The organism is Janthinobacterium sp. GW456P (genome assembly GCF_002127655.1).
Classification (GTDB): Bacteria; Pseudomonadota; Gammaproteobacteria; order Burkholderiales; family Burkholderiaceae_D; genus Janthinobacterium.
Window position 1 is genome coordinate 218,464 of record NZ_NEHB01000013.1, and the last position, 15,684, is coordinate 234,147.

A 15,684-nucleotide genomic window follows, 5' to 3' on the forward strand; every position below is an offset into this window, starting at 1 on the left:
AAGTCCTTTCAGTGATACTTGTTACCAATTCCGATTACTTTCCTGCCAGCATCGCTGGCGCCAGGCGTGTTCCTCCCATGCGCCGCCCGCGGGAGGCGGTGCGGCGCTGGGCAACTCCTGGTGGCGACTGTGTGGATTAGCGGTATTGACCGGCGTATTTTTCGACCTTGGCGATGTTTTCCTTGGTCACGAAACCGGGGCCGGAGCTGATGTGGCGCGGGCCGTAGATGGGCGTCAGACCGTATTCGGCCAGGCGCGCCTGGTATTTCGGATTGGCGATCAGGATTTCCTTGACCTTGGCCAGGTCAGTAATTTTTTGCTGTTTCATGATGGCCATCACGGCGACGGGAATGTAGCCTTGCAGGTAGGGCTGCTGGTCGATGGCGAACTGGATGCTGCCATCCTTGATACCCTTGGCGATTTCTTCCGACAAGTCGAAGCTGGCAAAGTACATCTTGCCTTTCAGGCCCAGCTTTTCGACGGCACGCATGGCGGCCGGCGCCGAATCCGGTCCCAGCGCCAGCACGGCCTGGGTCTTCGGATTGCTGCGCAGATAGGCGCTGACCTTGCTTTCGATCACGCCAGGATCGACGCCATTGGTGTCGAGCGTGGACGATTTGAAATCGACGCCGAGCGCATCGGCAAAACCGCGGCAGCGTTCGAACGACGACGCATTCATCGCATAGTGATTCACGCACACGAATGATTTGATGCCCGCTTCCTTGGCGCGCTTGCCGGCGCCCAGGCCCGCGTCATACTCGGGCTGGCCCACGTGCATGATGGCTTTCAACTGTTCGCTTTGCGCGATGGTCCCCGAATTGATGGTCACGAGCATGATTTTCTTCGCCACGACCGTACCCAGCGGTTTTTGCAGCACGCTGAAGTCGGCGATGTCGGCGATCAAGCCATCATAGTTGCGCGCGGCGGACTGCTCGATCAGGCGCGCCATGTCGGCCAGGTCGCCATTTGGCGGATTGCGGTAGTCGACGGACACGTTGAAATCTTCACCGGCTTGCTTGATGGCGTTCTTGATGGTATTCCACCAGGAATCGGAGTCCGGCGCATGGCTGACCATGACGAATTTCTCGCCGGCAGCATGACTGGCGCCCGTGCTCAAACCCAGGCTCAGGCCCAGGCTGGCGATGGCCAGGCACTTCATCAAACCCTTGCTTTTATTGCTATGCATGAATGTCTCCTAGACGGATTAATTTTTATAGTTGCGAGCTTTTATGAAGGGTGTCACCGGCCCGGCCTTGCGGCACGCGAACCGATGCACTGCGCACAGCTTAGGCCACAAAAAAGACAAATGCAATAAAATTTTCAAAATATATTTAAATAGAAAATCGTTTCTATTTCCAAGATTCCCTCCTATAATTCTCGCCAGAACCAGCCGCACCAATGACGCGGCCCAGCAAGCACACCGAGGAAAAAATCATGGCAGCCACCGCCCCCATCGAACAGCTGATGCAGCACATTGCCGCCGAGTACGACAACCTGTCGCGCCAGTTGAAAGTCATCGCGCAATACATTGAAAAGCACCGGGCCAGCCTGATGCTCGAGCGTATCAGCGACATCGCCGCCGCCTGCGACGTGCAGCCGTCGGCCATCGTGCGTTTCGCGCAGCGCTTCGGCTACACGGGCTTTTCCGAAATGCAGGACGTGTTCCGCCAGGCGTACACGGACCAGGCCGGCGCCACGCCCGACTATCAGCAGCGCATCCGCAAGCTCATTTCCACGCGCGACGCCGCGCTCAGCGCGGGCGACCTGACGCGCGAATTCGTCGGCGCCAGCCGCGCCGGTCTCGACGACCTGGCCGCGGGACTCGACGATGCCCAGCTGGAAGCGGCCGTCAACCTGCTGCTGAAAGCGGAAAACATCTATGTGATCGGCGTGCGCCGGTCGTTCCCGATCGCCTCCTACATCGCCTACGCGCTCGAGCACACGGACAAGCGCGTGCACCTGATTAGCGGACTGGGCGGCATGCACCGCGAACAGATGCGCAGCGTGCGCGAACGCGATGTGGCGATCGCCATCAGTTTCTCGCCTTACGGCAAGGAAACCCAGCAGTGCATCAAGGCGGCGCAAGACAAGGGCGCCAAGGTCCTGGTGATTACCGACAGCAAACTGGCCCCGCTCGCGCGGGCCGCCGACGCGCTGCTCACCGTCACCGAGGGCAGCGCCTTCGCCTTCCGCTCGCTGACCAGCACCATCTGCCTGTGCCAGGCGCTGTTCATCGCGCTGGCCTACAAATTAGAGCTCGACATCGAAGAAATCCACACCCCAGGAGAACATGATGATTGAAGTAGCGTTGTTCGGCGCCGGACGCATCGGCAAAATCCACGCGGCCAACCTGGCCGCCCAGCCCGGCGTGCAGTTCAAGTACGTCGTCGACGTCAACCAGGAAGCGGCGGCCGCGCTGGCCGGCCTGCATGGCGGCAGCAGCGCGACTGTCGAAGCGGCATTGGCCGACCCGGCAGTCAAGGCCGTCGTCATCGCCTCCAGCACGGACACGCACGCGGACCTGATCCTGCGCTCGGCCGCCGCCGGCAAGGCCATCTTTTGCGAAAAGCCCGTCGATTTGACGCTGGACCGGGCACGCGCCTGCGCCGCCACCGTCAAGGAAGCCGAGGTGCTGTGCATGCTGGGCTTCCAGCGCCGCTACGACCCCACCTTCAATGCCGTCAAGACACGCATCGCAGCGGGCGAGATCGGCACGCCGGAAGTACTCATCGTCACCAGCCGCGACCCCGGTCCGCCGCCCGTCAGCTACATCAAGGTCTCGGGCGGCATCTTCAAGGATATGCTGATCCACGATTTCGACATCTTCCGCTGGATACTCGACGACGAAGCCGTCAGCGTGCACGCCACGGGCAGTTGCCTCGTCGATCCGGCCATCGGCGAGGCGGGCGACCTCGATACGGCCGTCGTCACCATCCGCACGGCCAAGGGCCGCTTGTGCCAGATCAATGCCTCGCGCCGCGCCGCCTACGGCTATGACCAGCGCTTCGAAGTGCTGGGCAGCGCCGGCATGCTGCAGGCGGGCAATCACAAGCCGACGGAAGTGACGGCCTATGGCTCGGTGAACGTCAGCGTGGACAAGCCCGAGGATTTCTTCCTGGAACGCTACCGCGTGGCTTACGCGCAGGAAATGGCGCACTTCTTTGACGCCCTCACCCACGGCACGCCGCTGCGCACCACCGTCCACGATGGCTTGAAGGCACTGGAACTGGCCGAGGCGGCCACCGTGTCGTGGCGCGAACAGCGCATGGTCACTTTGTAAACTAATAATAAAAATACCTGGAGACACCATGTCATCCCCAACATTAAAAATCGGCATCGTCGGCCTGGGCCGGCTGGGCCAGCGCCACGCCATCAATCTGGCGCAGCGCGTGCCGAACGCCGAAGTCGTGGCCGCCTGCAGCCCCGTGCAACCCGAACTGGACTGGGCTGCCAGCCAGCTGGGCATCACCACCGGCTATGCCGATTACGACGCGTTGCTGGCCCACCCGGGTCTGGACGCCGTCTTCCTCGTCACGCCCACCTCGCTGCATGCGGAGCAGATCATCGCCGCCTTGCGCGCCGGCAAGCACGTCTTTTGCGAAAAACCGCTATCGCTGGACCTGGCCGACTGCCTGAAGGTGGAAGCGGAGGCGGCGCGCCACCCGCAACTGACCGTCATGATCGGCTTCGTGCGGCGTTTCGACGCCAGCTACCACGACGCGCAGCAAAAGATCGTCCAGGGCCTGATAGGCAAGCCGTATCTCGTGCGTTCGCAAACGTGCGACCAGAACGACCCCAGCGGCGCCTTCATGCGCTTCGCCCCCACCAGCGGCGGCATCTTTCTCGATTGCAGCGTACACGATATCGACCTGGCGCGCTGGCTGCTGGGCAATCCCGTGCCCAAACGCGTGTATGCGAGCGGCACCAACGCCATCCACACGGGCTTGCAAGCGTTCGGCGACGTCGACAACGGTCTGGCCACCGTCGAATTTGGCGACGGCAGCATGGCCAGCTTCATGGCCTCGCGCACCATGGCGCACGGCCATGAAACCCTGACGGAAGTGTTCGGCACGGGCGGCCGCCTGGCCGTCGGCAGCAATCCGCGCCTGAACAGGGTGGAAATTTCTGATGCGCACGGCGTGCGCAACGAATGCACGCCGGACTTCTATGCCCGCTTCGCCGATGCCTTCCTGATCGAGGCGCAGGAGTTCACCGATGCGGCGCTGGGCCGGCGCACCTTGTCATTGACCTTGCACGACGCGACGGAAGCGACGCGCATCGGCCTGGCCATGACGCAGGCGATGCGCGAGGCGCGCCCTGTCGAGTTTTAAGCGACAACCATGGACTCAGGCGGCCGGCGCGGGAAACGAGCGTTCCGGCTGCCTGGGTTCCACGGCCAGGCGCAAGCCCATGGCATCGAGGATGGCCGTCAGGGTGCTCAGCGATGGATTGCCCTCGGGCGACAGGGTGCGGTACAGCTGGGTAGGATTGAGCTTGGCCGCCTGCGCCACGGCGGGCACGCCGCCAAAGGCGCGCGTCAGCTGGCGCAGCACGGCCAGCAGTTCGCCGTGGTCGCCATCGGCGAGGATATTGTTGATCAATTCAAGGGCCAGATCGGGATCGTCGCGGTACAGCTCGGCCATCGCCTCGTCATGCGAGCGGTCTCTCGGTGGTTTGCTCATGTCCTCTCTCCTTCCAGTCGTGCCAGCAGGCACAGGCGTATTCGATATCTTTCGATTGGGTACGCTTGTCGCCTCGCGCTTGCGCCGCCGCACAGCAATAAAATGATCTGCCCGTCGGCAATCGCATAATAGATGCGGTAGCCGGCACCTACATCGATGCGCAACTCCCACACGCCATCATGACAAAACTTGTGGTCGCCAAAGTTGCCGGGAATCATACGCAGCACGCGACGCACGATGGCCACCTTGGCCGTATTGTCGCGCTGGCGTTTCAGCCATTCCGTATATAAATCCCTGCCCGATGACGTCAGATAGTGCCGGATCTCGTACAGTATATTCGTCCATAAACGAAGAAAGATCAAGAAGAAAATCACGCAGCCACAAAAAAAAAGAAGACCACGCCATCTTGCTACCAAAGCCCATCGCACAGGCCGGGAATGCCGCTTTCACTGAGCTATATCAAGGTGCATTTTTCTAATTGTTATAGGGAAATGATGGCGTCACTGCACGGCGCTCGCCAGCGCCAATGCGCTATACAATAGATGCCTGCCAACCGCGAGAAACCCTGCCGCCATGACGCATGAAGATAGCAATACTCCCCTCCTCACCGACGTGGCCGAACGCTACGTCAAGCTGGTCCTGGCCATGGGGCAGCACGATAGTTCGTATGTGGACGCCTATTACGGCCCGCCCACATGGCAACAGGAAGCGGTAGAACAGCAATTGAGTTTGAGCGACATCAAAGCTGCGACAGACAAGGCGCTGGCCCTGCTGGCCGACGCACCTGGCCTGCGCGCCCTCAACCTGCGCAAGCAGTTGCAAGCCGTGCTGGCCAAGGCGGACATGCTGCAGGGAGCGCGCCTCGATTTCGATACGGAAAGCGCGCGCCTGTACGACGCCGTCTCCCCCCATCACAGCCGCGCCTGGTACGAAGCGCTGGTGGCGCAGATCGACGCCCTGCTGCCCGGTCCCGGCACGGTCAGCGCGCGTGTCAACGCCTTGCGCGCGCAACTCGTCATTCCCGCCGACAGGCTGCGCGCCGTCATGGACGCGGCTATCCGCATGGGCCGCGAGCGCACCTTGCAGTACATCACCCTGCCCGACGGCGAAGATTTTGTGCTGGAATTTGTCACCGACAAACCGTGGAGCGGCTACAACTGGTACAAGGGCAACTACCAGAGCGTGATCCAGATCAATACGGACTTGCCCGTGTATATAGACCGCGCGGTCGACCTCGGCTGCCATGAAGCGTATCCGGGCCACCACGTCTACAACGTGCTGCTCGAGCGCGACCTGGTGCGCGGCAAGGGCTGGGTCGAATACTGCATCTATCCGCTGTATTCGCCGCAATCCTTGATCGCCGAAGGCACGGCCAATTACGGCATCGAACTGAGTTTCACGGACGCGGAGCGGCTGGACTTCGAACAGCAGGTGCTGTACCCGCTGGCCGGCCTCGAGCCAAAGCTGGCGCCCCGCTACGCGCAGCTCAATGCGCTGCTGGCCAAACTGGGCTACGCCGACAACGACATCGCGCGCCAGTACCTCGAAGGCAGCCTGTCCCGCGAAGAGGCGCTGGAATGGCTGATCAACGTGCGCCTGTACCCGGCCGAAAAATCCGCGCAGCGCCTGCAGTTCTACGATGCCATGGGCGCGTACGTCATCAATTACAACCTGGGCCAGGACATGGCGAAAGCCTGGGTCGAACGCCAGGGCGCGACGCGTGCCGCGCATTGGGCCGCCTTCCGCGACCTGATGTCCTCGCCGCGCGTGCCCAGCGCGCTGCTGGAATGAGGCGCCAACGATAAAGGAGAGTCGCATGCACGTCACGCACACTGCCAGCGCCCTGCTGCTGGCCCTGTCCCTCACCGGCATGGCCAGCGCCAGGGATGCCGCCGTCGCCACTGCACCGGCGCTCAGCGCGCGCCAGCAGGCGCTGATGTCCACCGTGGTGGGCAGCGCCGCCCATCCGCGCATCCTGCAGGTGCGCCTCGATGAACTGCATCCGACCCAGCCGGCCATCGGCTATGACCAGGTGTACTACAAGCTGGGACGCTATGCGGCCGAAGAAAAACATATCGCCGACATCGCCAAGCCCAGGAAATTCGCCGACCTGTGCGAAGCCAATGGCCAGGGCGACGTCATGCCCAACACGGCCAACGTGGCCGGCGCCACCCTGGCCGCGCCCCCGGCCGGCTACCGCTGCAAGGCGGCCGTGGGCAGCCGTCCCGACGACATGAAGACCGTCGTCATCGGCCCGCGCGGCATCGTGTACCTGACCGATGGCCACCATACGTTTTCCAGCTTCCGGGAAGCCGATGGCGGGCGCAATCGTCAATTGAAGGTCTGGGTCAAGGTCAGCGACAATTTCAGCGCGCTGGACGACGCGGCATTCTGGGCCCGCATGCGCGCGGAAAACAAGGTCTGGCTGAAAAACGGCCGCAACCAGGCCATCACGCCGCAGCAGCTGCCGTCCGCCATCGGCCTTGCATCGCTGGGCGACGACCCATACCGCTCGCTCGTCTACTTTACGCGCGGGATCGGCTACGAGCCGCCGGAGCACGCCACGGAATTTCTCGAGTTTTACTGGGCCGACTGGCTGCGCGGCATGCCGGCGCTGGACCTGGCGCGTGTCGACCTGCGCGATCCCGCCGCGTATGCCAATGCGATCCTGCTGGCCGCGCAGGCAATGGCGGCGCTGCGGCCCGGTGATATCGTCAGCGGCGGCAAGAGCGCGCGCGAGCTGGGCGCCCTGCGCGAGGTCAACCGGGAAGCGTTCGATGAGCTGATCGACGACAAGGGCAAGCTGCGCCACGCCATCGCCTATAAAAAATCACTGGCGCAATAAGCGCGGCGGCGTAAACGACAACGGCCCGCCTGTCATGCGACAAGCGGGCCGTTTTCTATTGCTGCTGCCGCTTACGCGATACGCTCGCCGTTGGCCGGATCGAACAGGGCCGCCTTCGACAGGTTGAACGACAGCTGCATGGTCTGCCCCGGCAGCACGGCTTCGCGCGGGTGCGTGCGGCAGGTGACGGCGGCGCCGTTCAAACGCGTCGTCAGCAGGGTGTCGGGGCCGGTCGGTTCGACCAGGTCGATCAAGCAGCCCAGTTCCTGGCCCACGTCGCCGTGCGCGCTGCTCATGTCCGTGATCTGCTCCGGGCGCACGCCCAGGATCACGTCGCGGCCCGCATGGCTGCGCAGCTTGTCGGCGGCGAATGGCAGCGCCAGGCGCATGCTCTTGCCCGCGTTGTCGATGGCGACAAACACTTCGTTGCCCTCGATGACAGGCTTGACGGTGATGAAGTTCATCGACGGCGAGCCGATGAAACCGGCCACGAACAGATTCGCCGGATTGTCGTAGATTTCCTGCGGCGTGCCCAGTTGCTGCACCACCCCATCCTTCATGACGGCGATCAAATCGCCCATCGTCATCGCCTCGATCTGGTCATGCGTGACGTAGACGATGGTGGCCTTCAGGCGCTGGTGCAGCAGCTTGATCTCGGCGCGCATTTCCACGCGCAGCTTGGCATCCAGGTTCGACAGCGGTTCGTCGAACAGGAACAGCGACGGCTTGCGCGAGATGGCGCGGCCCATGGCCACGCGCTGGCGCTGGCCACCCGACAGCTGCGCCGGACGGCGGTCCAGCAAATGCGTGATCTGCAGCGTTTCGGCCACGCGCGAGACGATTTCTTCCTGCTCCGCCTTCGGCACCTTTTTCACGTTCAGGCCGAAGGCGATGTTTTCGCGCACCGTCATCGACGGGTACAGCGCATACGACTGGAACACCATGGCGATGTCGCGGTCCTTCGGCGGCAGGTCGTTGACCACCTTGCCGTCGATGAGGATTTCGCCCGAGGTGACGCTTTCCAGGCCGGCCACCATGTTGAGCAGGGTCGACTTGCCGGAGCCGGAGCCGCCGACGAGGATCAGGAACTGGCCATCCTTGATCTCGATGTCGATGCCCTTGAGGACTTCGACGCCATTCGTGTACACCTTGCGGATGCTGCGTATCGATAAACTGGACATATTCTTTCCTTAACCTTTGACTGCGCCTGCGGTCAGACCGCGCACAAAATAACGGCCTGCGACCAGATAGACCAGCAGGGTCGGCAGCGCGGCAATCACCGCGGCGGCCATGTTGACGTTGTATTCCTTCACGCCCGTGGACGTGTTGACCAGGTTGTTCAAGCCCACCGTGATCGGCTGCGAATCGCCGCTGGCGAAGACGATGCCGAACAGGAAGTCGTTCCAGATCTGCGTGAATTGCCAGATGATGCAGACGACGAAGATCGGACCCGAAATCGGCAGCACGATCTTGCGGAAGATCAGGAAGAAACCCGCGCCGTCGATGCGGGCCGCCTTGATCAGTTCTTCCGGCACGCCGATATAGTAATTGCGGAAGAACAGGGTCGTGAAGGCCGTGCCGTACACCACGTGCACGAAAACCAGGCCGGTCGTCGTGTTGGCCAGGCCGAATTCACCGAGCAAACGCGCCATCGGCAGGATCACCACCTGGAACGGAATGAAGCAGCCCACCAGCAAGGCGGCGAACAGGATTTCCGAACCGCGGAAGCGCCAGTGCGCGAACACATAGCCGTTGAAGGCACCCAGGAAGGTCGAGATCAGCACGGCGGGGATCACCATCTTGATCGAGTTCCAGAAGAACGGCTGCATGCCGTCGCAGGTGACGCCCGTACAGGCCGAGGACCAGGCCTTGGACCAGGAATCGAACTGCCACACGTGCGGCAGTGCCAGCAGGTTGCCGCTGCGGATCTCGTCGAGCGACTTGAACGACGTCGACAGGGTCACGTACAGGGGCACGATGTAGTACACCGCGAACAGGATCAGCAGCAGGTATACCACCACCCGTCCGAGGGTGAGGCGATTGTTACGTGTAGGTGTCATCTCATCGCCTTTGCGCTGCGCGTTTCCAGGTACATCAGCGGCACGAGCACGGCCACGATGGTGGCCAGCATCATCATTGCCGATGCCGAGCCCAGGCCCAGCTGGCCGCGGGTGAAGGAAAACTGGTACATGAAGATGGCCGGCACGGACGAGGAATTGCCAGGTCCGCCAGCCGTCAATGCGATGACCAGGTCGAAGCTCTTGATGGCGATATGCGCGAGGATCAGCAGCACGCTGAAGAACACGGGACGCATGGCGGGAATCACGATGCGCCAGTAGATCGTCGGCAGCGATGCGCCATCGACTTGCGCCGCCTTGATGATTTCGTCATCGATGCCGCGCAGGCCGGCCAGGAACAGGGCCATGACAAAGCCCGACGACTGCCATACGCCGGCGATTACCACCGTGTAGATGGCCATGTCGGAGTTCACCAGCCAGTCGAAGGTGAACGAGGTCCAGCCCCAGTCATGCATGACCTTTTCCAGGCCCAGGCTGGGGTTGAGCATCCATTTCCAGGCCGTGCCGGTGACGATGAAGGACAGCGCCATCGGATACAGGTAGATGGCGCGCAGCGCGCCTTCGGCGCGGATTTTCTGGTCCAGCAGAATGGCCAGGAACAAGCCGATGGCGATGCTGCAACCGATGAACAGGACACCGAAGATGCCGAGGTTCTTGAGCGAGGTCCACCAGCGTTCGTTGTCGAACAGCTCGATGTATTGCACCAGGCCGGCGAACTCGTAGTTCGGCATCAGCCGCGATTCGGTCAGCGACAGCCAACCGGTCAAAAAGATAAAACCATAGACGAATACCAGGCTGGCGATGAGCGTGGGGCCCAGCACCATCTGCGGTATCCATCGGTCGAATTGCTTGCGTATGGACATAGGACAGCCGTAGAAGTAAAAACTGCGTGTGGCGCCGGCCTGGACGAACGCCAGGGCGGCGCCTGCGATGCATGCGATGCAGCGGGCGCCGGCGAGAGTGCCGGCGCCGTCGTGATTACTTCACTTTTGCCGCTTTGGCCAGGGCTGCAACCGCGTCCTTCGAGCTCATGTTGGTGTTCATGAACTTGGCGATGACGTCGGTCACGGCGCCTTGCGTGGCCGATGGCAACGCCATGCCGTGGGCGAACGATGGCACCAGGCCGCCGTTCTTGTTGGTGGCGTCCATGTCTTCCATCGATTTCAGGGCGCAAGCGTCAAACTTGTCCTTCGATACGCCGGAACGCACGGGGATGGAACCCTTGTTCAAGTTGAAAATCGACTGGAACTTCGGATTCATGATGGCGTTGGCCAGGGCGATCTGCCCTTTCTTCGCATTCGCATCCTTTTGCGTGAACATGGCGAACGAATCGATGTTGAAGGTGTAGGCCTTGTCCGTGCCAGGCGCAGCCACGCACAGGTAGTCCTTGCCCGGCACCTTGCCGGCGGCCGTGAATTCGCCCTTGGCCCAGTCGCCCATGAACTGGAAGCCGGCCTTGTTGTTGATGACCATGGCGGTGGCCAGGTTCCAGTCGCGGCCGGCCGCATCCTTGTCGATGTAGGTCTTCACCTTGCCCAGGGTGTCGAACACCTTGAGCATGGTCGGACCGGTCAATTCCTTCTGGTCCAGCTTGAGGATGGCTTTCTTGTAGAACTCCGTGCCGCCCACGCCCAGCGCGACGGATTCGAACACGGTGGCGTCCTGCCAAGGCTGGCCGCCGTGGGCGATGGCGATACCGCCCGATTTCTTGATCTTCTCGGCCGCGTCGAAGAACGCATCCCAGGTGGTCGGGGTGGTCGCCACGCCGGCTTTTTTCAGCACTTCAGGATTGACCCACATCCAGTTGACGCGGTGGACGTTGACGGGAGCGGCAACGTAGTGGCCCTTGTATTTCATGATGTCGGCGACGACTTTCGGCAGCACGGCATCCCATTTGCCTGGAATGGCGGCATCATCGATATTGGCCAGCACGCCTTCAGCGCCCCACTCCTGGATCGATGGGCCCTTGATCTGCGCGGCCGTCGGCGGGTTGCCGGAAATGACGCGGGTCTTCAGCGCGGTCGCGGCGTTTTCGCCAGCGCCGCCGGCCACGGCGAAATCTTTCCAGCCGAAGCCGCTTTCCTTCACGATTTGTTGCAACTGGCCCACGGACTTCGCTTCACCGCCGGAGGTCCAGTAGTGCAACACTTCCACGTCGGTCGCAAACGCGCTGCCGGCGAATGCCAGGGTGGTCAATGCGGCCAGTTGGGTAATCTTGAATTTCAGTTTCATCTCCACATTCCTTTTTTGATCAAGCTTTTAGGGGGCTTCGGCATACGGGGCCGAAAAAGGTGAAATCTGCGCCTGTGCCGGCGCTCTTGTGCTCAGACCCGCTTGCAAACGGGCATCATCTTCAGTGAAAAGACGGCGCCGTGATCCATGACATGACTACATTGCATTTATATCACGGGACGGCGCCAAAAACGCATCCGCGAAGGATGCGCCAGGTTGATCTGCAGTGGCGCACAAATGCTGCGCGGCGCGCCGCGCAGCAGGTTTGGTTCGGTGTTTAGAACCAAGTTTCCACTTGGAAACCATACGAGGTGCCGCTGGTATTGTTGTTGTAGATCGGGCCGCCGTTGTTCGACGCGTTGACCGAGGCGGTGGCCGCATCGTTCCATTTGCCGTAGGTCACGAACGCGCGCAGYTCGGGACGCGACCACAGGCCAGGACCGGCCGAGATCGTCGGGGCGATGGTCAGCTTGGTCAGGCGCTTGGCCGGCAGGCCGCCCGCTTGCGTCACGCGGTCCGTGCCCAGTTCGCCCACCAGCTTGAAGTTGTTGGTGAACGCGTACANTCGGGACGCGACCACAGGCCAGGACCGGCCGAGATCGTCGGGGCGATGGTCAGCTTGGTCAGGCGCTTGGCCGGCAGGCCGCCCGCTTGCGTCACGCGGTCCGTGCCCAGTTCGCCCACCAGCTTGAAGTTGTTGGTGAACGCGTACACAGGGCGCACGCCGACCGAGGTCCAGGTCGACGAACCGTTGGCGTTCGACTCGTCTTTTTGCCACAGGGCGACGAATTCCATGCCGAAGTTGGCCATCGGCTGGATCGCCATGTCATTGAAGATGCGCGTGCGTTTCACATCCGAACCCAGACTGGTGTCGCCCGACGCGCCGAACTGCGCGCCCTTGCCSGTRCCGGGACCGACGCCGTACTGCACGCCGAAGGTATTGCCGCCGCCGAAGACTTTCGCCTGGCGGTGGAAGGCCGACAACTGCCAGCCATTGTGCTTCTGGCCAAACGCGTCGTTGTCCTTGCCTTCGCCGATGATGTAGGTCGCGGCCAGGTCCAGGGTGCCGTTTTCATTGACGGGAATNCTTGCCTTCGCCGATGATGTAGGTCGCGGCCAGGTCCAGGGTGCCGTTTTCATTGACGGGAATCTCGCCGTAGATGAAGTTCTGGCGCACGGCCGACTTCGTGCCGCGGATGGTGCCATCCGCGTTGCGGATGTTGATGTCGTTGTCCTTGAAGAAGGCRTACGAGAATTTACCGGGRCCGGCAGGAATGCGGTCCAGGCCGGCGCCCGTGCCGTTCATRTTGATGTAYTGCAARTCCAGCATGTGGATGTCAGGACGGTAGTAGAAGCGCTTGCCGATCCAGGCCGTGCCGCCGTTCAGGAAATCGAGTCCCTGTGCTTCGACRTAGGCCTTGACGATGCCCAGTTTGTTGTCGCCGAAATCGGAGTTGGGCGCGTAGGCGTTGACCCAGATGGTGGCCAGGTAGTTCACGCCGCCGGACTGGGCGACGGACTTGGTRTAGCCGAATTCCGTGTAGGCGTCGCACTCATTGCCCAGACGATATTTCATGGTATTGCCGCCCAGGCCGAAGCAGCCTTGCGAACCGCCGTCGCCCGAGGTATTGCTGCCGGCGCCGGCGCGCAGGTAGCCATGGAAGCCTTCGGTGTCGGATGGGTACATGGGGTCGGCGGCAGCGGAACCGCTGGCGATGGCCAGGACGATGGCAGCTGGCAGTGTCTTCAACACGGCCTTCAACATGTTGCGATGCAGCATGGTAAGTCTCCTCAGTAATNCGCACTCATTGCCCAGACGATATTTCATGGTATTGCCGCCCAGGCCGAAGCAGCCTTGCGAACCGCCGTCGCCCGAGGTATTGCTGCCGGCGCCGGCGCGCAGGTAGCCATGGAAGCCTTCGGTGTCGGATGGGTACATGGGGTCGGCCATGGCGGAAGCGCTGGCGATGGCCAGGAGCAGGGCAGGTAAAGTTTTCAATGCAGTGCGATTCATGCGGTCTCCAGAAGAATGTTGGTGGTAGCGGTGGCGCCCCGGAAGGCCGGTCACCGCACACGGTCTAATGCCGAAAACCAAGTCTAGCAGCGCTTTTTTAACCACCCTGATACAAATCGAACAAGTACCGATACTTTCTTTCAAAGTGTTGTTTTTACTCAATATCGATACTCTGGTGCATGGAGGGGGTGCAAAAGAGTATCGAATTGCGGTTTTGGAGTATCAGAAAGTATCAAAGTCCGGTGCTACATTGTGGTCGTGGTGCCAAGTATTCAGCAGCATGCAGGCATTGCCAACGACAAAAAACACTGGAGACACACAATGAAACGTTCCGCCATTGCCGCGCTGTGCGCCGGCGCGCTCTGCCTCAGCTCGTCCGCTTTTGCCGCAACCGACCTCGTCATCGCCACCGTCAACAACGGCCACATGATCGAAATGCAAAAGCTCAGCAAGTTTTTCGAGCAAGCCAATCCCGACATCAAGCTCAAGTGGGTGACCCTGGAAGAGGGCGTCTTGCGCCAGCGCATGACCACCGATATCGCCACCAAGGGCGGCCAGTTCGACGTGATGACCATCGGCCTGTATGAGACGCCCATCTGGGGCAAGAAGAACTGGCTGATCCCCATCAAGCCGGACGCCAAATACGATATCGACGATCTGCTGCCCGCCATCCGCGAGGGACTGTCCGGCGACGGCAAGCTGTACGCGTCGCCGTTCTATGGCGAAAGCTCGATGATCATGTACCGCAGCGACCTGGTCAAAAAGGCGGGCGTGACCATCGAGGACCGCCCGTCCTGGAACCAGCTGCGCGACGTGGCGGCCAAGCTGCATGATCCGGCCAACGGCGTGTACGGCATCTGCCTGCGCGGCAAGCCGGGCTGGGGCGACAACATGGCCCTGATCACCACCATGGCCAATTCCTACGGCGGCCAGCTGTTCGACATGCAATGGAAGCCGCAATTTACCAGCAAGCCGTGGAAGGACGCGGTCACCATGTATGTCGACCTGATGAAGAAATACGGCCCGCCGGGCGCGGCCGCCAACAGCTTCAACGAAAACCTCGCGCTGTTCAACCAGGGCAAGTGCGGCATCTGGATCGACGCGACGATCGCCGCCTCTTTTATTACCGATCCGAAACAGAGCAAAGTGGCCGACAAGGTGGCGTTCGCCCAGTCGCCCATCGGCGTGACGGAGCGGGGTGCCAACTGGCTGTGGATCTGGTCGCTGGCCATTCCGTCGAGCTCGAAGCATCCGAACGAGGCGCAGCGCTTCATCAACTGGGCCACCTCGCCCGATTACGTGAAACTGGTGGCCAGGGAAACGAGCTGGGCCAACGTGCCGACGGGCACGCGCAAGTCGACGTATGCGAGCCCCGAATTCCAGAAAGTGGCGAAATTCGCCGCCGCCGAAGGCAAGGCCCTGGCCACCACGCGCGCCGTGCAAAGCACCTTGCCGCCGTCGCCGTACGTGGGCGTGCAGTTCGCGTCGATTCCCGAATTCCAGGTGATCGGCGTGGCGGCAGGCCAGCAGATGGCGGCTGCCTTGCTGGGCAAGGTGACGGTGGAGCAGGCGCTGGAATTGTCGCAGCAGACGGCGGAACGCGAAATGCGCAAGGGCGGCTATTACAAATAAGAGGATAGCCTGACCAAACCTACTGCGCGGCGCGCTTTGCGGCCGGCGATGCTCACCGTACTCGCGTACGGTTGCGCTTCTCGGCCACAAATCGCTGCCGCTCGCTACGGTTTTGTCAGGCATCTTTGCTGTGCCGTCTGGTTTGTCAAACAGGGAATGTGACTGGCCTCGCTATTGCGCGAGTTTAATCACTCACCTCAC

Annotated in this window: 15 protein-coding genes and 1 pseudogene; 6 read left to right on the forward strand and 10 right to left on the reverse strand. The window is 61.7% G+C overall.

Annotated elements, in window-relative coordinates; genetic code table 11:
* Positions 1–136 precede the first annotated feature (136 nt).
* A complete protein-coding gene (locus CBW66_RS14440) occupies positions 137–1,159 on the reverse strand; it encodes a sugar ABC transporter substrate-binding protein (RefSeq protein ID WP_230492273.1) in 1,023 nt (340 codons plus the stop codon).
* A 275-nt stretch (positions 1,160–1,434) separates the two neighbouring features.
* Between CBW66_RS14440 and CBW66_RS14445 the strand changes: the two genes are divergently transcribed.
* From CBW66_RS14445 to CBW66_RS14455, 3 genes are read left to right on the forward strand one after another with little or no spacing between them, the layout of a single operon-like run.
* Positions 1,435–2,301: a MurR/RpiR family transcriptional regulator gene (locus CBW66_RS14445; RefSeq protein ID WP_034757651.1), complete on the forward strand. Its 867-nt coding sequence runs from the start codon at positions 1,435–1,437 to the stop codon at positions 2,299–2,301.
* Complete coding sequence (iolG, locus tag CBW66_RS14450) at positions 2,294–3,280, forward strand: inositol 2-dehydrogenase (protein WP_086140634.1); 987 nt, start codon at positions 2,294–2,296, stop codon at positions 3,278–3,280. The genes CBW66_RS14445 and iolG overlap by 8 nt, the downstream gene beginning before the upstream one ends.
* A 28-nt stretch (positions 3,281–3,308) precedes the next feature.
* Positions 3,309–4,331, forward strand: coding sequence for a Gfo/Idh/MocA family oxidoreductase (locus CBW66_RS14455; RefSeq protein WP_086140635.1), 1,023 nt, complete (start codon positions 3,309–3,311; stop codon positions 4,329–4,331).
* Between the two features lie 15 nt (positions 4,332–4,346).
* Here CBW66_RS14455 and CBW66_RS14460 read toward each other — a convergent pair whose 3' ends face one another.
* Both CBW66_RS14460 and CBW66_RS14465 read right to left on the reverse strand, forming a co-directional pair.
* Entirely contained in the window at positions 4,347–4,682 is a 336-nt protein-coding gene (locus CBW66_RS14460) for a DNA-binding protein (protein WP_086140636.1), read from the reverse strand.
* Positions 4,651–5,014, reverse strand: a pseudogene (locus CBW66_RS14465) (type II toxin-antitoxin system RelE/ParE family toxin). Before CBW66_RS14465 ends, CBW66_RS14460 begins: the two are co-directional and overlap by 32 nt.
* 241 nt (positions 5,015–5,255) lie before the next feature.
* On the opposite strand from CBW66_RS14465, the gene CBW66_RS14470 reads away from it, so the two are divergent.
* Entirely contained in the window at positions 5,256–6,473 is a 1,218-nt protein-coding gene (locus tag CBW66_RS14470; RefSeq protein WP_086140637.1) for a hypothetical protein, read from the forward strand.
* 25 nt (positions 6,474–6,498) lie between these two features.
* Positions 6,499–7,527 carry a ParB/Srx family N-terminal domain-containing protein gene (locus CBW66_RS14475; RefSeq protein ID WP_086140638.1) on the forward strand — a complete coding sequence of 343 codons (1,029 nt, stop codon included), beginning with the start codon at positions 6,499–6,501 and terminating at the stop codon, positions 7,525–7,527.
* A gap of 71 nt (positions 7,528–7,598) precedes the next feature.
* Here CBW66_RS14475 and CBW66_RS14480 read toward each other — a convergent pair whose 3' ends face one another.
* The 7 genes from CBW66_RS14480 to CBW66_RS29430 all read right to left on the reverse strand — a co-directional run bounded on the left by CBW66_RS14480 (position 7,599) and on the right by CBW66_RS29430 (position 13,851).
* On the reverse strand, positions 7,599–8,708 hold the full coding sequence (locus tag CBW66_RS14480) for an ABC transporter ATP-binding protein (protein WP_086140639.1): 1,110 nt from the start codon (positions 8,706–8,708) through the stop codon (positions 7,599–7,601).
* 9 nt (positions 8,709–8,717) lie between these two features.
* Positions 8,718–9,587, reverse strand: coding sequence for a carbohydrate ABC transporter permease (locus CBW66_RS14485; RefSeq protein ID WP_034777933.1), 870 nt, complete (start codon positions 9,585–9,587; stop codon positions 8,718–8,720).
* Positions 9,584–10,468 carry a carbohydrate ABC transporter permease gene (locus CBW66_RS14490; RefSeq protein WP_086140640.1) on the reverse strand — a complete coding sequence of 295 codons (885 nt, stop codon included), beginning with the start codon at positions 10,466–10,468 and terminating at the stop codon, positions 9,584–9,586. Before CBW66_RS14490 ends, CBW66_RS14485 begins: the two co-directional genes overlap by 4 nt.
* A gap of 115 nt (positions 10,469–10,583) precedes the next feature.
* Positions 10,584–11,837, reverse strand: coding sequence for an ABC transporter substrate-binding protein (locus CBW66_RS14495; protein WP_086143001.1), 1,254 nt, complete (start codon positions 11,835–11,837; stop codon positions 10,584–10,586).
* Between the two features lie 277 nt (positions 11,838–12,114).
* Positions 12,115–12,372 carry a carbohydrate porin gene (locus CBW66_RS29790; RefSeq protein WP_367379988.1) on the reverse strand — a complete coding sequence of 86 codons (258 nt, stop codon included), beginning with the start codon at positions 12,370–12,372 and terminating at the stop codon, positions 12,115–12,117.
* Entirely contained in the window at positions 12,345–12,977 is a 633-nt protein-coding gene (locus CBW66_RS29425; RefSeq protein ID WP_367379989.1) for a carbohydrate porin, read from the reverse strand. The genes CBW66_RS29790 and CBW66_RS29425 overlap by 28 nt, the downstream gene beginning before the upstream one ends.
* Positions 12,910–13,851: a carbohydrate porin gene (locus CBW66_RS29430; protein WP_253251339.1), complete on the reverse strand. Its 942-nt coding sequence runs from the start codon at positions 13,849–13,851 to the stop codon at positions 12,910–12,912. The genes CBW66_RS29425 and CBW66_RS29430 overlap by 68 nt, the downstream gene beginning before the upstream one ends.
* A 321-nt stretch (positions 13,852–14,172) precedes the next feature.
* On the opposite strand from CBW66_RS29430, the gene CBW66_RS14515 reads away from it, so the two are divergent.
* Positions 14,173–15,483 (forward strand): sugar ABC transporter substrate-binding protein, encoded by a 1,311-nt coding sequence (locus tag CBW66_RS14515; protein ID WP_086138903.1) that lies wholly within the window; start codon positions 14,173–14,175, stop codon positions 15,481–15,483.
* Positions 15,484–15,684: the final 201 nt, after the last annotated feature.